The organism is Euzebyella saccharophila, from assembly GCF_014855495.1.
GTDB classification, from domain to species: domain Bacteria; phylum Bacteroidota; class Bacteroidia; order Flavobacteriales; family Flavobacteriaceae; genus Euzebyella; species Euzebyella saccharophila.
The window spans coordinates 221,051-242,842 of the sequence record NZ_JACYFJ010000001.1 but is presented as its reverse complement, the minus strand read 5'-3'; the positions used below and the strand labels follow the sequence as shown (position 1 = coordinate 242,842).

14 protein-coding genes are annotated in these 21,792 nt (G+C 41.7%); 8 read left to right on the top strand and 6 right to left on the bottom strand.

Features of this window, described 5'->3' with window-relative positions:
* Positions 1-144 precede the first annotated feature (144 nt).
* From IL355_RS00945 to IL355_RS00930, 4 genes are all read right to left on the bottom strand, one after another.
* Entirely contained in the window at positions 145-1,950 is a 1,806-nt protein-coding gene (locus IL355_RS00945; protein WP_225621074.1) for a prolyl oligopeptidase family serine peptidase, read from the bottom strand.
* A gap of 10 nt (positions 1,951-1,960) precedes the next feature.
* On the bottom strand, positions 1,961-3,214 hold the full coding sequence (locus IL355_RS00940) for a mechanosensitive ion channel family protein (RefSeq protein WP_192460342.1): 1,254 nt from the start codon (positions 3,212-3,214) through the stop codon (positions 1,961-1,963).
* 104 nt (positions 3,215-3,318) lie between these two features.
* The gene (locus IL355_RS00935; protein ID WP_192460341.1) at positions 3,319-4,437 is read right to left on the bottom strand and encodes a glycoside hydrolase family 88/105 protein; all 1,119 of its coding nucleotides are present in this window, start codon (positions 4,435-4,437) and stop codon (positions 3,319-3,321) included.
* Between the two features lie 12 nt (positions 4,438-4,449).
* Positions 4,450-7,215: a glycosyl hydrolase gene (locus tag IL355_RS00930; protein WP_192460340.1), complete on the bottom strand. Its 2,766-nt coding sequence runs from the start codon at positions 7,213-7,215 to the stop codon at positions 4,450-4,452.
* A gap of 149 nt (positions 7,216-7,364) precedes the next feature.
* On the opposite strand from IL355_RS00930, the gene IL355_RS00925 reads away from it, so the two are divergent.
* From IL355_RS00925 to rhaM, 4 genes are read left to right on the top strand one after another with little or no spacing between them, the layout of a single operon-like run.
* Positions 7,365-9,806 (top strand): glycoside hydrolase family 31 protein, encoded by a 2,442-nt coding sequence (locus tag IL355_RS00925; protein WP_225621073.1) that lies wholly within the window; start codon positions 7,365-7,367, stop codon positions 9,804-9,806.
* Positions 9,807-9,836: 30 nt separating this feature from the next.
* Positions 9,837-11,258, top strand: coding sequence for a glycoside hydrolase family 88/105 protein (locus tag IL355_RS00920; RefSeq protein ID WP_192460338.1), 1,422 nt, complete (start codon positions 9,837-9,839; stop codon positions 11,256-11,258).
* A 9-nt stretch (positions 11,259-11,267) separates the two neighbouring features.
* Positions 11,268-12,650 carry a sulfatase-like hydrolase/transferase gene (locus IL355_RS00915; RefSeq protein ID WP_192460337.1) on the top strand — a complete coding sequence of 461 codons (1,383 nt, stop codon included), beginning with the start codon at positions 11,268-11,270 and terminating at the stop codon, positions 12,648-12,650.
* A gap of 9 nt (positions 12,651-12,659) precedes the next feature.
* Positions 12,660-12,974, top strand: a complete 315-nt coding sequence (gene rhaM, locus IL355_RS00910) for an L-rhamnose mutarotase (protein ID WP_192460336.1) — start codon at positions 12,660-12,662, stop codon at positions 12,972-12,974.
* A gap of 1 nt (position 12,975) precedes the next feature.
* Here rhaM and IL355_RS00905 read toward each other — a convergent pair whose 3' ends face one another.
* Positions 12,976-14,484: a rhamnogalacturonan acetylesterase gene (locus IL355_RS00905; protein WP_192460335.1), complete on the bottom strand. Its 1,509-nt coding sequence runs from the start codon at positions 14,482-14,484 to the stop codon at positions 12,976-12,978.
* A 66-nt stretch (positions 14,485-14,550) separates the two neighbouring features.
* Positions 14,551-15,600, bottom strand: coding sequence for a GntR family transcriptional regulator (locus IL355_RS00900; RefSeq protein ID WP_192460334.1), 1,050 nt, complete (start codon positions 15,598-15,600; stop codon positions 14,551-14,553).
* 234 nt (positions 15,601-15,834) lie between these two features.
* Between IL355_RS00900 and IL355_RS00895 the strand changes: the two genes are divergently transcribed.
* The 4 genes from IL355_RS00895 to IL355_RS00880 are packed head-to-tail and all read left to right on the top strand — an operon-like array spanning position 15,835 to position 21,786.
* Complete coding sequence (locus tag IL355_RS00895; RefSeq protein WP_192460333.1) at positions 15,835-17,931, top strand: bifunctional aldolase/short-chain dehydrogenase; 2,097 nt, start codon at positions 15,835-15,837, stop codon at positions 17,929-17,931.
* Between the two features lie 25 nt (positions 17,932-17,956).
* Positions 17,957-19,237, top strand: a complete 1,281-nt coding sequence (locus IL355_RS00890; RefSeq protein ID WP_192460332.1) for a sugar isomerase — start codon at positions 17,957-17,959, stop codon at positions 19,235-19,237.
* Between the two features lie 17 nt (positions 19,238-19,254).
* A complete protein-coding gene (locus IL355_RS00885; RefSeq protein WP_192460331.1) occupies positions 19,255-20,628 on the top strand; it encodes an FGGY-family carbohydrate kinase in 1,374 nt (457 codons plus the stop codon).
* Positions 20,629-21,786 (top strand): alpha-hydroxy acid oxidase, encoded by a 1,158-nt coding sequence (locus IL355_RS00880; protein ID WP_192460330.1) that lies wholly within the window; start codon positions 20,629-20,631, stop codon positions 21,784-21,786. It begins immediately after the preceding gene.
* Positions 21,787-21,792 lie beyond the last annotated feature (6 nt).

Here is a 21,792-nt window from a genome sequence, read left to right as displayed (position 1 = left end):
TGAAAAATCTAAAAATGGCCCAGGGCGGATGTTATTACAATAACCCTATTGGTAACATACCCTATCTAGATAGAAGTATTTTCAATTAGAAGAGATCTAAAGTAAAATGATAGTTCTCATTTATTTCTTTTGATAGTCTAAATTTCACTCCCTCTTTAATTTATCCACCACATTTTGAGGCACTTTTAATACGGTGCCGTGTCGGGTGCCTTCCGGAAAACTGATTTGGTCACTTATATCTTCCCAAGTTTTTAGGTCTTTGGAACGTACCGCGCCGTATTGGTGGTCTGTGTATTTGTCAAAATATACAACCCAATGTCCATCTACCATAGTTGCGGTGGGGCCTTCCGCCCAATAATCTCCAGTTATAGGCGCGCTGGCGGCACTATAAGGGCCGGTCAATTGGTTGGCATAAGCGATTTTTATGTTCTTCTCGGCAGGTTCTCGGGTTTCATCTTTTAAGAACATTACAAATTGGTCGCCGTATTTTTGGATGCTGGAGTCAATGACGTTAAAACCGGGTTCATACAGCAGTTGGGTGTCGCTAAATTCTTTAAAATCTTTGGTGGTCACGTAGTACATGCGGTGGTTGTATCCGCTTTCCTTGTCCGATTGCGTTTCCGGGTATTTCCCCTCAATGGTACTGGCCCAATAGATCATATAGGTTTCAGTGGCGGGGTCATAAGTGATTTCCGGGGCCCACGTATTTCGGGCTTTGGGTTCATGGGCCATAACCGGTACAAATTGCTGTTGAGACCAGTGAATAAGGTCTTCGGAATTGGCGTATCCGATGCCACGGTCCGTCCAACTCACCGTCCAGACCATATGGTATTTTCCATCACCACCTTTAATGATACAAGGGTCACGCATTAGGGAATCCTTCCCCACCAGAGGTGTTAAAAACGATTCATCGTTTTTTAAGCTTTCCCATTGGTAACCGTCTTCACTATGGGCAAAATGGAGACCGTCTTCCCCGTTCCCCTTAAAATAGGAGAATAGATACGTTTCTTTTTCAGGAATGTATTGGAGCGCCCTCAGCCAATTTTCCAAATCGTTGGGCCAGTATTGGTTGGTACCCTCAACGCCCAGGCCCATACCGTGCCTGCCTTTTTCGTACAGGTGCATTTCGGCATCCACCTCATGATTTTTTAAGGCCAAATAGTAATTAATACTGTTCTCTACGGGAACGGCCTTATCTACCGTGGTATGGATTAGAAAAGTAGGAGGTGTTTGGGCGTTTACCTGCTTTTCATTGGAGTACTTTTTAAGATTTACAGCACTTGCGTTTTCTCCCAATAAGTTTTTTCGGGAACCCATATGGGTGATTTTCTCATCCATGGAAATCACAGGATAGACCAGAATCGAAAAATCGGGCCTCGCACTTACGGAATAGTCGGAAGTGTACACCTTATCATCGAAATGGGTAGATAGGGTGGAAGCCAGATGACCTCCGGCCGAGAAACCCATAATTCCTATTTTAGCAGGGTCTATATTCCATTCCTTTGCTTTGGAACGTACCATTCGCATGGCTTCCTGAGCATCTTGCAAAGGACCGACGGTCTTATTTTTCATGGTACGGTCATTGGGCATCCGGTATTTAAGAACAAATGCCGAAATTCCCAAGGAATTGAACCAACGGGCCACTTTATGCCCCTCCTTTTCAATGGCCAAATGAGAATAGCCACCACCGGGGCATACAATAACGGCCGTTCCAGTATTGAGGGTTTCCTCGGCTAAATAGATGCTTAATTCTGTTTTAGAAATTTTGCTGTAGCCACGCACTTTACCCTGAGTGTCAAATTGCACTTCTTCCTTAAAGTCGTTATCCACAAGAGCATCTGGGGCACCGTTCGGCCAGAGAATAATGCTTTCTTGGGCCGAGCCCGGTACAAAGCAAAGTATAGCCAGAAAGAAAAGCAGTTGATGTAAAGGAGTGGTGGTCATATTCATTTTTTAGGGTTTAGGTGGAAGGAATAGCCGTTACGGACACCGGAATTTCGTACAGTTCCAAATTAAAATAAGGCATTGCCGAAATAAGATGATCAAAAACATCGGCCATAATATATTCATAGTTTTCCCAACGTTTATCGGAACTAAAGGCATAAATCTCCAAGGGAATTCCTTGGGTGGTTGGTGCCAATTGACGCACCATGAGGGTCATATCTTTATTGACTGCCGAATGGTTTTCAAGATACTGATTAATATACTTTCTAAAAACGCCGATATTGGTGAGGTTACGACCGTTAATGGCCAAGCTTTTATCAATCTGGTTGCTGGTGTTGTGTTCTGTTATTTGTTCGCTTCGGGTATGGAGATAGGGCGCGATCAACTGAATCTTTTTAAGGTTTTCTACATCTTCATCGGTTAAAAACCGAATACTCTTCTGGCTAATGATCAAGGAGCGTTTGATGCGTCTTCCACCCGATTCTTGCATGCCTCGCCAGTTTTTAAATGAATCCGAAATCAAGGAGTAGGTAGGTATGGTGGTAATGGTCTTATCAAAATTCTGCACTTTTACCGTGGCAAGGGTAATCTCAATAACATCGCCATCGGCGCCATATTTTTCAAAGGTAATCCAGTCACCTATGCGCACCATATCGTTGATGCTCACCTGTATGCTCGCTACCAACCCTAGAATGGAATCCTTGAAGATCAAAAGGATTACCGCCGATCCGGCACCCAGGGCTGTAAAGAATTTAATAAATTCTACTCCGGTAAGTATCGCAATGATGGTCAAAATTCCTATGAACCAAGCGAAAATCATGAACACCTGAATATAGCTGTCCATAGGTTTGTCCTTAAACCTAGGTTTTGTTTTCAGGTAATCATTGGTACTTCTAAAAATACTTTTAACTGTAAATAACGTAAGAAACACGAACAGGATGCTCAATATTTTGAACACGATGTTCCCTGCATATTCAAAATCTATAAAGGCAAATTGCAAGATTTCGAAAAGGAGGGCCAAGGGAATAAAATGGGCTACATACCTCGGGACTTTATTTGCGACCAAAAAATTGTCATAATTGGTTTTGGACTGGCGAGCCAATCGAACCGAAATGGAGCGCAGGACCTTCCAGATGATCATGTCTAAAAGTCCGGCTAAAATTAGGGCGCCTACCGTTAGGATAATCATATTGAGGTAGGCAGCCGAATTTTCGGTCATGCCCAATTCCAATAGGTATTTGTATAAAAGTCTTGGGAATCCCTTATCCATGGTTTACAAATTTGCGAACCACAAAAATACGGATTGAGCCGCAATCCGTGAACACTTGCAAAGGCTATAACAAAATAGTATACTTCTGGAATTTTGAAAACAGTCTATTTCATTTTATATACTTCACTTCCTGCCAGGAGAAAGCATCCCAATCCATAGTCTTCAAAATCTGGAACTTTGTCATAAGAAAGTGGTTGTCCGTCTTTGGGTTCCTTTCCAGTAGATTGCAGATAACCTAAAAAACCGTTGTCGTGCAGCCCCTCTTTGATCATGGCATTCCAAGCTTTTTTAATGACTGGTAGATAGGTTTCCCTATCTAAAATACCTTGGTTTACCCCATAGGCCATGGCATAGGTAAAGAGAGCAGTGCCCGAGAGTTCTTTACCCCCATAGTTTTTGGGGTCATGTAGACTTACGTTCCAAAAACCATCCTTTCTTTGAATGGGTACCAAGGCTTGCGCCATGGCTTTGAAATCATCTATATATTGTTCACGGTGGGGTGCACTTTCCGGAATGATAGAAAGTACCTTTGCCAAGGCGGCAATGACCCAACCGTTGCCCCGGCTCCAGTAGGAGTCCTCCCCATTGGGTTCTTTATAAGGAGGGTCAAAATCGGCATCTCGCCACCATAATCCGTCCTCAGGATTGTAAAGTCCGTTTTCCCCGTGCTCATTTCGGGTGTAAATGTACATTGCGTACATCTTTTCATAATACCGCTCGTCACTTTCCAAAACGCCCATTTTTGCAAACACCGGCATGCCCATTTGCAGGGCGTCTATCCACCACCAATCATCTACTTGAGGTGTGTTCAAAAGCATGTTGAGGGTAGACCTTGTAGGTTTTAATTTATGCGGTTTTGGCTCTAGATTGTAAAGGTCAATATAGGTTTGTGCCGCACAATAATCATCTGCGTTGCGGTTAGCCGTGCCGTATCTAAAACTCCACTCGTGAAACTCCGCCCAATCATAGGCGTATTGGTAATATTCTTCCTTGGGCCAAATTTGGTACAGTGCCATAAGACCTTCATAGTAGACCCCACGGGTCCAAATATTGCTAGGTCGTTCTTTATTGGTAATAATAGTTTTGCCTACATCGGGCCATTTCTGCATAAAATAGGCATTGGCGAGTTCCATTTTTTCCAAGACTTGTTCTCGGTCAAAAGGTTGGGCGGTCATTTTTGCCATGGAAAACAGGAAGAGCGTTCCTAAGAGTAATTTTTTCATGATATGTTGTTGTTAGTTGAGTGTTTCTTTCGCAAGAGGTTGCAAATAGGGAGTTTCCGTTAAACCAGAAGGCATGGGTTGCCATTGGGTCGCATCAAACTCTTTGTAGTCTTTGTTCACCATATTAATTTCGTGGAATATTTTCCATTCTTCCCCCCGAAGTTCTTTAGCCCGGATTCTATTGGCGGGTAAATTGGTGACTTCTATTTTAATAGTGTTTGTTCCTTTTTTTAAGGAACCGATATTTATTACAAAAGGGTTGGCCCAAAGGGTACCTTTATAGATGCCATTGATCCAAATTTTGGCACTTTCCCGTACATCACCCAAATGCAATTGCCAGTCTTTTTTGGATTCATCCGGATTATTGAATTCCAGTTCATACCTTCCCGTTCCCGAGAAAAATGCTGCATCTTTTGATATTTCAGTCCATGAGGATAGTGATTCTAAGTTGACGGAATCAGGCAATTGTGGCCCGCCTTTAACAAAGCTTAATTTCCAATTGCCTTTCAGCGGAAGTTTATCTTGTATCGATTTAAAGTAAGTCCAGTTGGGCGTATTGCTCGTTGGTCCGGTTTTTAGGAATAAAGAACCTCCCGAGGGTATTTGAACTTTAACTTTTATACCGTTTTCGTTCTCTTGTAATTGTCCTTTGCCAAATTTTTTGGTCAAGGGGTCAAGTAATAGCACCTCATCCGTTCTTGTGGATAAAGGAATATAAGAGTCAATTTCTTCGGATGTATGATTTACCAAATAATAGATTTTCTCGCCATTCACATCTCGCCTAATGAATTTAAGTCCGGTTTCCACCAAATGTTCCGGTTCAACTCCTGAATTTTCGAGTGCTGTAAAAAAATCGTCCGTTTTCTTTATTTGGTGGTCGGTAAGAAGCTGCTGCAACTCTTTCGTTTTTTTCTGATAGTCCAAAAATCCTGGAACGGTTTCAGGCACTCCCCTAAAGATAATATGTGCCCCTTGTTTCTTTAATTGAATGAGTTTATGAAGCGTGGATAAAGGCATATGTTTAGTAGTGGGAACGACCAAGCTTTTATAAGTGCCACCCGGCATTTGAATTTGTTGGTCAACAACCTTAGCTTCTTCTATAAACCGGTCCGAAATAAAATCGGTAGAAATACCTTTTTCGGTTAAATCCTTGTTTGTCTTGTAAAAGGGTGTATCCAATAACCACTCATCCAAGGAGTGGATTTTAAACTGAAAGAACAAAGAGGCCTTTAAATAGCTTTGCCAAACGTCATGAATAGGCCAATAGAGCAGCACGTCGTTGTCCGGTCTTCCTTCCTGAAGCAGGCTTTGGCAATTTGTGATATACGAAAAGAGCGCTGGTGCGTCTTCCCAAACGGTATTGGTATGGTTAAAATTCACGGATGCGTAGAACTTCCATCCAGGCCATTCCGCTCTTTCTGGGGAATAGGTGGCCCCGTGCAAAAAAATATGGTTGACACCGTTTAACAAAAGGTCCTCTGCTTCCGGTTTGGTTTGCGACAAGGCGGTTTTAAAATGATCCCGCAACCAAGTAAAAGTCTCCGAAGAAACCAACGGCTTACCTGCAATATGTGCGGCGGAAGATGAAAATTTAAGCATGGCGGCATCGGCATCGCCTTCTCTTATATCTTCCATCTCCCTTCGGAAACCATGAATATCATAGGGCATGGATCCAAAAGTTTCGCATTCCGGGATATCCGCGGAAGCATACATATCAATTAAATTTCCGGGGGAACCATGGGCCTGTAGCCGTGTTTGATAGCCTTTATTATTGGCCCAGGCCGTCCAAGGGCGGTCAAACTCGGTTAGCAATAAGTCTGAAAGGGTTTCCCTGTAGTCACTTCGGATGCGGTTGGCTTTTTCATTGTCCCCATCAAAAAGATAGTTGAGGTAAGGTTCCAGGGAATATCCTCTTCGCTTTTCAAACTCCGTAAAAAATGCTGGAGTAAAATCAGTTCCATAGACTTCATAACTGTCATTGAAAATGGTTCTGAGCTCTTTTCCGTGTTTGGAGAAGGCTTCGTTAAAGGGCTTTACATACGCTTCAAAGGCCTTGTTGGAATAATGATCAACTGTTAAGCCCGCACCACCCGGAGCTGCTCTTTTAACTTGTTGGCGGGTCTTGCCTTCGTAGACCATAAACAGGGTGTAATCTCTTTTTTTGGCCTTCCACTTTAATTGGTCATTTTCTACTAAAGATGTCAAGTTTTCAAAACCTCCATTTTCATTGAAGGCCAATACTTTCAGCAATCGAGCATTTTTTCGGTCCTTTTCCTTTTCCGGAATTAAGGTCAATTGTATTTTTTCTCCTTTTTGAACTTTTAAGCTATCAACAACCAATTTTGTGGCCGCATGGGCCGTCGAGACCTGTGGTCCGCCATAAGGCCAGCCGGTACCAAGGGTCATATCTACTCCCATATTTAATTTCTTGGCTGTTTCTATGGTATGGTCCAAATTGGCCAGCCATGTTGGAGATAGGTAGTCCAAATAATTTTGTTCTTCTCCCTTTACGCCGTAAATAGGTTGAATTTCAACCCCTCCAAGGCCTGCTTTGGATATTTTTTCCAATTGAAGTTGAATATTTTCCTTGTCTACCGCATTTCCCATCCACCACCACCGCGTCCATGGTTTGTGGGTTTGATTTATTTCGGGCCAAGGGTTTGCCTCATTTTGTTGGGAAAAGAGGGAAAAAGTAGAAAAAATTACTGTCCACAATACAATCGATTGCACTTTTGGGACAAATGTTTTATAATTGAATCTAATCGGTTTCACTTTCATATCAGGGAATTAAGGCTAAAAATAAGAGGTGACAACCATTTTGGCATCCTGTGCTATGCTGTTTTATATACTATGAGCAGTATGGAACAGGATGCCAGAACCGGGTAGCTACTTTAATTTTAGGCCAGTATAAATATATAGAAATGCAAATGCTAAGAAGAATATTATTTATTACCTCCCTATTTTTTTCTGTTGGAATAGGAGCTCAAACTTCGATCGGTAATTTTAAAGGCATCCTATCGGAAGAGGGAAATGTGGTGACAATCCAAACCGATAACGCTACTTTGAAAGTAGAATTCTGTACCTCGAAAATACTTCGCTTTCGCAGCAGTTGGAGCAGTGAATTTGAAGCTAATGAACCATGGATGGTGGTAAAATATGAATGGCCAAAAGTGAACTACACCATTAATGAATCCGATACGGAAATTGTTCTGAACACCAACAGTTTGACTGTTAACCTTCAAAAAGCTCCATTTACAATTACCATAAGGGATAAAGAAGGGAAAATTCTTAATACAGATAGTTCTGAACAACCTTCCGATCTGGGTTCGGTTGTAGATCAAGGTGTCGTATTCTCATCCAAAAAGCTGTTTGAAGATGAACATTTTTTTGGTTTTGGGGAGCGAATGGATTATTTGGATAGACGAGGTAAAAAGTTGCGTTTGAATGTAGGTCGTGGACAGGGAAGACCCCATATTGTGGGTGCTTATGATGTGTTGCAGGCCAATTATTCACCAGTTCCTTTTTTTATGAGTACCAGGGGCTATGGAATCTTTTTTCATAATGCGCACCCCACCAATTGGGACATGGGCTATACCTCTCAAGATTGGTATTCTTTCTCGGCCGAAGGCGGGGAGCTCGATTATTATTTTATTTATGGTCCAGATTTTTCGTCTATTCTGGACGGCTATACAAATATCACCGGCAAATCTCCGCTATTGCCCAAATTTGCCATGGGCCTTCATGTGGGAACCTATAGTGGTGGTACGTGGGGGCATGAAGCCGAAACTTCCACGGATTATGTAGTGAAACTTGCAAAAAAGTTCAGGGAGTTGAATATTCCGCTAGATGTACTTCATTTAGATTCTACTTGGCGCGTTTTTGGGGAGAATGGAGGTACGGGTGCCACTTCCTTTGAATGGAGAGAAACTTTTAAAGACCCGGAATCCATGTTCAAGGATTTATATGACCTCAATTTGAATATGGTGGGTTTACACTTGCGACCGCGATTTGACAATGGTAAGGAATTAAAGCTCTTGGATGAAGCTCGAAAAAAAGGGTATGTCTATCCAGAAGAGAACAATCAAGGGGAGTTTGTTAATTTTTTTGATGAACAATCCGTGGACTGGTGGTGGAAGAACGGGGTGAAGAGAGTGGCCGACCAAGGTGCCATGTTTTTAAAGACCGATGAAGGAAGTGCATTTGGTCATAAGGCGAACGAAAGTGATAAAACCGGTCCGCAAGGAGAAGAAATAAAAGCCCTTCACAACCTCTTTCCCATAGCGTATGCCAAAGCCCCTTTTGAAAAATTTTCTGAATACAATCAAATGCGTGGCATGAACCAAACTAGGGAAGGATATGCCGGTATACAGCGGTATCCCTACATTTTTGCCGGAGACTGGCCCAGCGAATGGCAGTATTTTGAACCTGTTATAAAAGCAGGATTGAATATTGGTCTTTCCGGGGTGGGTAATTGGTCCCATTGTATGGGAGGTTTTGAGCATGTGGCAGACCCTGAACTATACATTCGATGGACCCAATTTGGATTGATGAGTCCCATCGCCCACTTGTTCGGGATGGAGCATCCCAACTACAAGGAACCATGGAATTATGGAGAGGAAGCGCAAACCATTTTTAAAAAATACGACCAACTCCGCTATCAGTTGATTCCCTACCTCTACAGTACGGCCTATCAAAATCATTTGACCGGTAAACCAATTATGCGAGCGCTGGTTTTGGATTATCAGGACGATCCAAATGTCTACGGTATTACGGATCAATATTTATTGGGAGATAATTTGCTGATATGCCCGGTAACCACCAAAGGGGCAAAAACACGCGTGGTTTATTTGCCTAAGGGACAATGGGTAAATTATTGGACAGGCGAAACCTTTGAGGGGCAAAGACATATAAGTGTGTTGTCTCCCATAGACCAGATGCCCATTTTTATAAAAGCAGGTGCAGTGGTACCCATGCAAGAAGTGATGAATTATGTAGGTGAAAAGGAAATTACCAAATATGACTTGCACGTGTATCCAGGTGCAAAAAGTAGTTTTAAACTGTATCATGATGATGGTAGAAGCCATGGATATTTAAAAGGAGAATTTGCTACTAGCTTATTGGAAATGAAGGATTCGGGGAATTCAATGAAAATTAAAATTGATAAGCCTGAGGGCAATTATAAGACGGATGCTTTAACGTATAGGGTACTTCTACATGCAAGGAATAAACCAAAATCATTATTGGTAAACGGTAAGAAAGTCCCAATTTTAGACACGGATAATGAAAATAACCCATATTATTGTAATCGATTACTCGGAATTCCAGGGTTAACTAACTCATCAACCCATGAATTGGAGGTAGTCTATTAATACAATTATCAATTTTACTACTATTCAAAAATGACAAAAACAACTCAAACTCTCACTTACCAAAAACTTTTTATCAATCCGCACCTCCTGCTATTGCTCGTATTTTTGGGAACATTCCCACTTCGTGGCCAACAACCGGCAAATGACGTTACGGCACCCTTGCATTTAATGAAACCCAACTACGAAACTCCGTATGAAGTACCCACGAAGGAAACAATAACGAAGGTTTTGGACCGTGTATATACTTATTTGAATGACGTGACCCCTGCAGCGATAGTAGATGAAAATGGCACGGTCATTTCAGATTACAAAAAAATAAAAAAGGCCAAGGAAACTTCCTTTCAATCTGGTGATTTTAGGCTTACCAGTTATGAATGGGGGGTTACCTACGCTGGGATGCTATTGGCCTCCGAAAACACCGGGGATCAAAAGTATTCCAAATACACCAACGATCGACTGAATTTCTTGGCGGATATTCGTCCTTTTTACGCCGATTTTGAAAAGAACAATCCGGATGCCAAACATCCTATGAAGCGCGTATTGCACCCACATGCCTTGGACGATTCCGGAGCAGTGTGTGCGGCCATGATCAAAGCTACCGCACAAGGGGCAACTTCTGATTTGGATCCGCTCATTCAAAACTTTATGGACTATATAAGCAATGGACAGTACCGGTTGGGCGATGGTACTCTGGCACGAAATAGACCTATGAAAAACTCTCTTTGGTTAGATGACCTTTTTATGAGTGTGCCAGCTTTGGCCCAAATGGGGAAATATTCCGGGGACAACACCTATTTTGATGATGCCGTAAAGCAGGTACTTCAATTTGCCAATCGCATGTTCAACCATGAAAAGGGGCTGTTCATGCACGCTTACATTGTAGATTGTGAACAGCACCCGGAATTTTACTGGGGCCGTGCCAATGGTTGGGCCATCATGACCATGGTGGAGCTGTTAGAGGTGCTTCCTGAAAACCATAAGGGGAGGGAAGAGGTATTAACACTTTTGAAAAAGCATATAGACGGACTCACCAAATTGCAATCAGGGAAAGGGCTATGGCATCAGCTTTTAGATCGAAACGATTCTTATTTGGAAACTTCGGCAAGTGCCATTTATACTTATTCCATCGCTAGGGCCATCAATAGAGGCTACGTAGATGCCAAAGCCTACGGTCCTGCCGTTACCTTGGCTTGGAACGCCATCACCGAAAAAGTGAATGAAAAAGGACAGGTTGAAGGAACTTGTGTTGGAACGGGAATGGGTTTTGATCCTGCATTTTACTACTACAGACCAGTTAATGTATACGCCGCCCACGGTTATGGACCAGTTCTTTTAGCTGGGGCGGAGATGATTGCTCTCCTACAGAACAGTTTCCCTAAAATGAACGATAGCGCCATTCAGTTTTATGAAAATGAGGTGAAGACAGACGGACCCATCTTTGGAGAAAACTAAAGTTAAGAAGTGAATTTCCAGAGTAAAATAAGGGTGAGGATTTCAAGCTGTGGAGTGCTTGGGCTCTTTACCCTTTTTACATTCATCATTATTGGCTGTAAGCCAAAAGAGAAAGAGACGGAGGCAGTAAAAACGATACCTCCCAATATTCTCTTTTTTATTTTGGATGATGCGGGTTGGAATGATGTGGGTTACAATGGTTCGGAAATTAATACCCCCAACATAGACCAATTGGCCAAAGACGGTGTAATTCTTAATCGATTTTACGTAGCTCCTACTTGTTCGCCCACAAGGGCAGCTCTTCTTACAGGTATGCCGGCCAGTAGATTGGGTATTCTAGCCCCAATTAGTGGTAAAAGTGAAAAAACGTTACCAAGTGATTTGATTACTTTGCCCATGGCCTTATCCAAAAGAGGGTATGAAACGGCACTATTTGGTAAATGGCATTTAGGTTTAAAACCTGAAAATGGTCCGCAAACTTACGGGTTTGACTATTCTTACGGCTTTTTGCATGGCCAAATCGACCAATATTCACATGAGTACAAAAATGGGGATGCAAGCTGGCATAGAAATGGCCAGTTTATTAATGAGGAAGGGCATGCTACAGATTTAATAGGCACTGAAACCATAGAGTGGTTACGAAAGCAAAGAGATACAAATAAACCTTTTTTTGCGCAAGTAGCTTATAGTGCACCTCATTTTCCATTGCAAGAACCAGTGGAATGGATAAATCAATATAGCGATATTAAAAATGAATCCAGGCGTAAGTTTGCGGCGGCAATGGGCCATGTAGATGATGATATTGGTAAGGTTATGAAGTTTCTTAAAACATCAGAACTTTTAGAAACTACCATGATTCTTTTTATGAGCGATAATGGCGGCATGAAAAGTTGGTATCCCAACACCCAGTACAACGGTAAGCACGGGCCTAATGATGTTTTAGGTGATAATACTCCTTTACGTGACTATAAAGCGAGTAATTATGAAGGCGGGATTAGGGTGCCGGCCATTTTGTATTGGAAGGGAAAATGGCAGGCCAAAGTTTCCAATGATCTTATTTCGGTTACGGATGTAATGCCTTCCATTTTACAATTGGCCAAGGTAGAAATTCCAACCTCTGTAGAAGGGCAACCCGTTTTTGATTTTATTGCAAAGGGAAAGGCTTTCGAAAACGAAATCTATATAAGAGGGCATAAACAACAAAGCCTAATAAAAGGGGATTGGAAGTTAGTACATACTCCTTTTGGTGACCAAGAAGGCAATTACGAACTATACCATATCGTAAAGGATCCGGAAGAGAAACAGGAGGTATCTTCCCAAAATTCTGAAATAACTAGGGAGTATATTCAGATTTTAAATCAACATATTCTAAAGGACTCCAATGAACCTTAGCTATATTTTATGAAGAGAAATGCGTTTACCATGAAACTAAAACCCGGTTTTGAATCGGAATATAAAAAGCGTCATGACGAAATTTGGCCAGAATTGTCAGAACTGTTATCAGGTTCAGGTATTCATGAATATTCCATCTTTTTAGATGAAGAAACCTTGATCCTTTTTGCCTTTCAGAAATTGGAAGAAGGTTTTGATGCGGCTAAAATTCCCAACCACCCCATTGTTAAGAAGTGGTGGGCCTATATGGCAGATATCATGGAAACAAATCCTGATAATTCCCCTGTGGAAAAACCTTTGAATGAGGTTTTTTTCATGTCATGATCTAGAATTCGGTAACGGTAATATAATCTCTAATAGCCGATTGTTTTTGGGCCTTTAAGCTCTCAGCCGCTATTTTGGCGTTCAGGGAAGCTCCATGAATATTGGTATGGGTATGGTCTTTTGGAAAAAATGCAGCTACACTGTCCCTGCCAACTTCCTCATAAAAGGCCGCTATTTTATTGCTCAGGTTTATAAATGGAACTTTTTCACTTTCCGCAACTTCTTGGGTCCATTTGATATAAGTGTCTTTGCGTTGTTCTACTTCACCATTGGGCCATTCATTTCTTGGAGTCAAGCTTAACAAAATAGGTTGCGCCCTTTTTTCCTTAGCCTGCAGTACCATTTGCCTAATGTTTTGTCCAAATGTATGCACGGTCTCTTGAACGGTATCTCCTTTTATGATCTGCAAAGTCTCAAAACCGGTACCGTCCAAAGAGCCTCTATATTTTTCCTTATCAACAGCACCTGCATCATTATGGCCAAATTGGATAAGTACATAATCTTTTGGCTGTAGCTCATCCAACACCTTGTCCCAATGACCTTCGTTTATAAAAGTTCTACTGCTTCGGCCGCCTAGGGCCCTATTAAAAATATTGAGTCTGGTGGTATCAATATATTTTGCAAAAGGTACGCCCCATCCAACGGCATTTTCATTGTTGTTGTCCGCCATGGTAGAATCCCCTACAAGAAATAGATTTTTCTTCTTGGGTAATTTGATTTGGGGGTAGTCTATTAAAAAATCAGATAAATCATTTTCATGATTTCTTACTTCGTTTACAATTAAAGAAGCAGCAAGAACCGCTCCCCTGGCCGAGGTATGGGTAGGGTCCCTTTCGTAGAAATAGTTGCCCGTAACCCCTATTTGTCCAATATCCTCCATTTTGGAGGCCATAACTTCATTAAGGTCTATGAAAGTAGCCCTTTCTTCCAAAGCCACTTGTTCTGCCCATAGACCATAAGATTCATTGTTTCTATCTACTTGTTTATTGGTCCATTTGTTTCTAGGAATGGGGGAAATGACCAACGGTATGGCCCCTTTCTTATGTGCGTTCTTAATTATTTTTCTAATGTACCACCCGTATGTATGAACGGTTTCCCGCTCTCCGGTGAGCATATTGTCTATAACTTCAGATTCATCACCTATTCCTTTTATAGTGCCTCTTGCCCTAAAATTATCGTTGATCGGGCCATCATCATTATGTCCGAATTGTATCAGCACAAAATCGCCTTTATTCAGATTTTGGTATACACTGTCCCAAAGACCTAATTTTTGAAAGGTTCGGCTGCTGGTACCTCCCAAGGCATGATTTTTTACGGTAATTTTTGTGGTATCTACAAATTGATGAATGAAATCTCCCCAGCCCCATAGTCCGCCAGCGCCATCGCCTTGGCCATTTTTTACGGTGGAATCTCCAACGGTATAAAGAACTGGTTTTCTACTGGAATTGGTAGTACAGGAAATAGTGGTAAGCCCGATAATCGCAATTATCAGCGGTATGCGTATTCTCATTGTGTGGGGTTAGGAACGCCAAAAATACAATGTTATCCTTAACGGACAAGTTTGAGAATCAATTTTTTACACAGAATTTCGCTCTATATAACGAAAAACGTTTTTTACCTTTTCCTTCTTGTTTTTGAGAACCATGTAGGCGGCGGTTTCTCCCATGGCATTAAAGTCTGTGCTAATGACGGTAATGCCCAAAAGTTCTTTCAATGGAGTTTCGTTATAGGAAATTATCCCAATGTCCTTACCAAGTGTAAGCTTTTTTTTGCGCACCTGTCTTACGAGATTTACCAAATCAGATTCTTCAATGATGACATAGGCATCTTTACTTTGCAGTTCCATATCCTCATAGATTTCACCTAAGATCTCAAATTCAAAACCTTGTTCCCCACAGAATTTTTGAAAGCCTCTCAATATCCTGCGCGGATAGGGGTAGACTTTCTTTTCTGGATACACCAAAATGAGTTTGTCATATTTAAGAAGCCTTTCCTTTCCCTCTAGTAAAGCTTCATAAATATCATTTTCAAAATCTTGGTAGAGGGATGCAAAATCTCCTCTTATTTCTAATTGGGAATTATCCAAGACAATCAACTTGTTCTTGGGAATTTTGTCCAACACCTTTACTACTTTCTCCGTTGCCGATGTGTGGTTGAGGTTTTCATCCTTGAAATGGGGCATGATGACATAATAATCATAGGCTCCCAAATTGCGTTCAATATAATGGGTGAACAAAGATTCTTCACAATGGTAGATGAAGAGGTTGACATGTCCGTTTACGCCCAATCCGTTAACAAAGGAATTGTAAATACGCATTTTATAGGAGCTGGGCTTATTGACCAAAAAGAAGACATTGATTTTTGATATAAGGTCTGTTTTGGCAATGTAGTAACCTTTGCCCTTAACGGCGGTTATCGTTTTTTGAACCTTTAATTGTCTGTAGGCCTTTTCAATAGTGTCACGAGAAAGAAGCAAATCTTCGCTTAACTCATTTATGGAAGGAATTTTACTACCAATAGGTAGTTCTCCCATTGCGATGCTATCCATGATAGAATCTACCACCTGCATGTACTTAGGAACACGGGAGGCTTCATTAATTTGAATATTAAGAATGTTACCGGACATGTGGGGATTTCTGATTTAGGTTTGTATACATTCCATCTTTACTGTGTCAAAGATGTTGTTTTTCCGTTAAAAGAATCGGCTCCTAAAATAATCAAAATATAGGGTAAGACCATATATACGGTAGTTCTTTTGGATTTTTACTCGCGTACAGTACAGCACAGGATAGTCAGGGGAAATGTAATATGTATTTTTGGTCAAAGTGTTAAATCAATCAGTAACAACAAGACACAAGATATGCAAAAGACATTCCAACACGTAAACTATCTATGGGACGAGAAAAAGGCCATTGAATTGGGAGATGACCAAGTAGCCCTTTTTCTTTACCGCTCCAACATTTTGGGCGCAGACCTGCGCATTACCAACTATGGAGGCGGTAATACTAGTTGTAAGACCATAGAAAAGGACCCTTTGACCAACGAAGAGGTAGAGGTTATGTGGATCAAAGGTTCCGGAGGTGATATTGGAACTTTGAACCGTGCCGGTATTGCCGGACTGTACACCGAGAGATTAAGAAACCTAAAGAATGTATATGAAGGTCTGCATGATGAAGACCGTATGGTGGGTCTTTTCAATCATTGTATTTATGACCTGGATAGCAGGGCTCCTTCTATTGATACACCTTTGCATGGACTCTTACCTTTTAAACATATCGATCACCTTCATCCGGATGCCCTAATTGCGGTGGCTGCGGCGAAAGATAGCGAGAAGGTGACCAAAGAGATTTGGGGTGATACCATGGGTTGGGTGCCATGGCAACGCCCTGGTTTTGATTTGGGACTTCAATTGGAGAAGTGTTTGAATGATAACCCAGGTATTCGTGGTATTGTCTTAGGTAGTCATGGTCTGTTTACTTGGGGAGATACATCGTACGATTGCTATATCAATAGCTTGGAGGTAATAGAAAAGGCTTCTGAATACATTGAGAAAAAGATTAAGGAAAAGGGAAGCGTATTTGGTGGTCAAAAAGTAGAAAGTTTACCTGCGGATGAACGTAAGGATAAAGCAGCCCAATTAATGCCCTTATTGCGTGGATTGTGTTCTTCCGAAAATAGGATGATCGGTCATTTCAGTGATACCGATGTCGTAATGGAATATATTAATAGCAATGACCTAGAGCGCTTGGCCCCCATGGGTACCTCTTGCCCCGATCATTTCTTGCGTACCAAAATACAACCCTTGGTACTAACCTTGGACGCCTCCGAGGATCTAAGCGATTCCGAAGCCGTTTTAAAGAAACTGGAACCCGCTTTTGAACAATACAGAAAGGAGTATGCTGAATATTATGAGAATTGCAAGAGGGATAATAGCCCTGCAATGAGGGATCCTAATCCGGTGATTATTATCTACCCGGGTGTAGGTATGTTCAGCTTTGCCAAAAACAAGCAGACGACCAGGGTGGCCAGTGAATTCTACATCAACGCCATTAATGTAATGAGAGGTGCCGAAGCTATTACGGAATATACTTCGCTACCGAGACAGGAAGCATTTGATATTGAATATTGGTTGTTGGAAGAGGCCAAACTTCAACGTATGCCAAAAGAACAGCCTTTGTCTAGAAAAGTAGCTTTGGTGACCGGTGGTGGTGGTGGGATTGGTAAAGCGATTGCCGATAAATTAGCAGCCGAAGGAGCTAATGTAGTGCTGACCGATATTGCTGAGGATCGCTTAAAGGAAGGCGTCGCGACCTATAAACCCGATACGGCTGCTTATGCAGTTTGTGATGTGACCAAGTCAGAATCCATTGTTGATGCCTACAAGAAAGCATGTTTAGAATTTGGAGGGGTGGATATTGTGGTGCATAGTGCCGGCTTGGCCATTTCCAAACCATTAACGGAAACCACTGAAAAAGATTGGGACATTCTTCAAGATGTTTTGGTGAAAGGGCAGTTTGAATTGGCAAAAGAAGCCGTAAAAATTATGAGAACCCAAGGTTTGGGCGGAGACTTTATTAGTATCGCCAGTAAGAACGGATTGGTATCCGGCCCCAACAATGTTGGTTATGGTACGGCCAAAGCAGCACAACAACATATGTCAAGATTATTGGCGGCTGAACTGGGCGGTGAAAAAATTAGGGTGAATACCGTTAACCCAGATGGCGTTATCGTGGGAAGCAAAATTTGGGAAGGAGACTGGGCAGAAGGTCGTGCGAAAGCATACGGAATTTCTGTTGAAGAACTACCGGCCCATTACGCCAAAAGAAACTTGATGAATGAAATTATCTATCCTGCAGATATTGCAGATGGGGTATTTGCCTTTGTAGGGCTTTTGAATAAAAGCACCGGAAATATCATCAACGTAGACGGTGGTATGGCCAATGCCTTTGTAAGATAATTGATGTTGGATTTTAATTGAACTTATGCAAATTAGCAAAGAACAGATACAATTGGTCAACAAGAAAGTTGAAGCGGGGCACGAGTCCCAATTCAACTTTCTTGCCCAAACATTAGATTCAAAAGGAGTTGATGTCAATGCCGTTGTAAAAAAGTTAGCAGATTTTCAAGTGGCCATTCCCAGTTGGGCTTTAGGTGCGGGCGGTACTCGCTTTGGTAGGTTTTCCTATTTTGGGGAGCCCTCCAATTTAGAGCAGAAAATAAACGATGTGGGCATCATTCACTCCTTAACACAAACGGCCGGGGCCATTTCCCTGCACATACCTTGGGATGTTCCGGAAGACTACAACGCCATCAAAGAGTTGGCGGCTGCTAACCACTTGGTGTTTGATGCCGTTAATTCGAATACTTTTCAAGATCAAAAGGATGCAAAGGAGAGCTATAAGTATGGCTCCTTGAGTAATGTGAACAAAGGAGTGCGCGATCAAGCCGTTCAGCATAACATTGATGTAGTGGAAATTGGTGAAAAACTCGGTTCCAAAAGTTTGACCGTCTGGTTGGCCGATGGTTCCAATTTTCCGGGACAGAACAATTTTCAAACGGCATTTCAGTATACAGAAGACAGTCTAAAGGAAATTTATACAAGTCTACCGGAGGATTGGAAAATGTTTATTGAATACAAACCCTACGAACCCAATTTTTACAGTACCGTTATTCAAGATTGGGGTACTTCGTTTATGTTGGCAAATGCATGTGGGGATAAAGCGTATACCTTGGTGGATTTGGGACATCACTTGCCCAATACAAATATAGAGCAGATTGTTGCAACCCTAATGATGAAAGGCAAATTAGGCGGCTTCCATTTTAACGATAGTAAGTACGGGGATGATGATAGTACCGTGGGTAGTGTGAAACCGTATTCCCTTTTCTTGATATTCAATGAATTGGTTTACGGAATGAAAAACAATCCGCAAAATCCGTATCCCGCTTGGATGATAGATGCCAGTCATAACATTAAAGATCCGCTAGAAGATTTGATCCAGTCGTTAGAGGCCATTCAAGAGGCGTATGCAAAAGCTCTTTTAGTAGATCAAAAAGCATTAAAAGAGGCGCAGCTGGCCAATGATGTGGTAGTTTGTCAAGAATTGCTTCAAGAGGCATACCGAACTGATGTGCGACCTTTATTGCGGGAAGCAAGACTAAAAAGCGGAGGAGCCTTACATCCGATTACTGCCTATCGATCCCTACAAGTTAGGGAGAGTTTGATAGAGGAAAGAGGTAAATATGCGGTAGCTTCTGGTTTGTAACTATAGAGAATTTTTAGATGGGTGAAAAAGTAACTGCAATTTTCGATATTGGCCGAACCAATAAAAAGTTTTTTCTTTTTGATAAGGACTTTAAGGAGGTATATAGGGAGTACGACCGTTTTGATGAAATTGAAGATGAAGATGGCTACCCAACGGAAGACTTGGCCAAATTGGAAAATTGGGCGAAAGCTACTTTTGATAGAATTATGGCAATGCCCGAGTATGATGTTCAGGCGGTTAATTTTTCATGTTACGGTGCAAGTCTGGTTCATTTTGATGAAGAAGGAAAAGTTCTTACCCCACTCTATAATTACATGAAACCCTTGAATCAGGAGGTTATTGATTCATTTTATGATAAGTATGGCCCTATAGATGAATTTTCTAGGGTAAGCGGTTCTTTAAATATGGGTATGCTCAATACAGGGATGCATTTGTATTGGCTAAAAACCCAAAGACCGGCTATTTTTTCCAAAATAAAGTATTCACTTCATTTGCCCCAATACCTTAGTTATTTGTTCACTGGTAATCCCGTAAGCGAATATACCAGTATTGGGTGCCATACCAATCTTTGGGATTTTGAAAGAAACGGTTACCATCAGTGGGTAATTGAAGAGGGAGTTGATAAGGTGCTTCCTCCCATAGTTCCAAGTAACCATTTGATAGATATAGATTACAAGGGTAAGAAAATAGCCTTTGGTCCCGGAATTCATGATAGCTCTTCGGCATTGTTGCCCTATGTAAGTAGCATTTCGGAGCCTTTTCTTTTGGTTTCTACAGGTACTTGGAGCATTTCCATCAACCCATTTACAGAGGGAGCTCTTTCTTTGGAAGACATTAAGCGGGAGAGTCTTTATAATATGCGTATTGACGGAAGCCCTGTAAAAGTGGCCCGGCTGTTTCTAGGCAATGAATACAAGCTGCAGGTCAAGGAACTTACGGATCATTTTAATGTCCATAAGGATTATCATAGAACGGTAAAGTTTGATGAGGACACCTTTTTTGAAATCAACAAGGATTTTGAACCTATGTTCAAATGGAAAAGTATTCAAGGGAATAACGAACCGGAAGCAACCCAAATTCCCTATGATAAATTTGAGCACGCCTATCATCAATTGATGTTGGAATTGGTGTTATTGCAGGTAGAAAGTATCAATTCTGCAATCGGGGATCAAAAAATTGAAGATTTATACATAGACGGCGGTTTTAGCGACAACGATGTTTACATAAAACTATTAAGTTATTACCTTCGGAGCATGAAATTACGAACTACCGATGCTTCGTTGGGTTCCGCTCTAGGAGCGGCCATCGTTATCTCACAGACCAAACTAAATCCAGAATTTTTGGCCCAAAACTATGGGTTAAAGGACCAAAATCCCCTAAAGACCGTCTAAATGAAAAGTGAAATTAATTCAGAATACCCTTCTGTAGAAGCCCTACGTGAAAAAGCCAAAAAACGGGTTCCGAATTTCGCTTTTGAATATTTGGATGGTGGCTGTAATGAGGATGTAAATATTATTAGGAATACCGCTGAGCTCAGGGATGTTCAGCTTCAGCCAAGGTACCTAAGAAATTATAAAGAAAGCGCTACTAAGACCAAAGTGCTGGGAATGGAGTTCGATGCCCCTTTCGGCATTTCCCCAGTGGGCTTGCAAGGTCTAATGTGGCCTAATTCCCCCGAAATTTTAGCCAAAGCGGCTCACAAACACAATGTTCCGTTCATTCTTAGTACGGTCACTACCATGAATATCGAAAGGGCCAGTGAACTTACCGAAGGTAAGGCCTGGTTTCAATTGTACAATCCAGTGGAGGATGAAGTACGAAATGATATTCTGGACCGTGCGCACCACGCAGGTTGCCCTGTTTTGGTGTTGCTTTGTGATGTACCCACTTTCGGGTATCGTCCAAAGGACATCAGAAATGGCTTGGCATTGCCACCTAAAATGTCTGCCAGAAATATTATGCAAATTTTAGGAAAACCTACTTGGGCCTATAATACCTTGAAATATGGACAGCCCACTTTTGAGACCCTAAAACCATACACGCCTGAGGGGTTAAACCTAAAACAGTTGGGCAAGTTTATGGATAAAACCTTTTCCGGTAAGTTAAATGCCGATAGAATCAAACCCATTCGTGATAAATGGAAAGGAAAATTGGTCTTAAAAGGCGTTGCTAGTGAGCAAGATACTGAAGACGCTATTAAAATGGGTTTTGACGGCATTATTGTCTCCAATCATGGGGGCAGGCAGTTAGATGCCGCACAATCCACTATTGCATCCCTGCAAGAAATAGCTCCAAAATACGGCGATAAAATTGAGGTGATGATCGATAGCGGACTTCGGTCAGGTCCTGATATTGCCAGAGCCATGGCCAGTGGTGCAAAATTCACCTTTATGGGTAGATCTTTTATGTATGGGGCAGGAGCACTGGGTAACAAAGGAGGAAACCACACCATTGCCATGCTTAAAATGCAATTTAAGCAAGTAATGGATCAACTTTGTTGTGAGCGAGTGGAAGATTTGCCATTACATCTTGTAAATAACCAACCCTAGAATAAT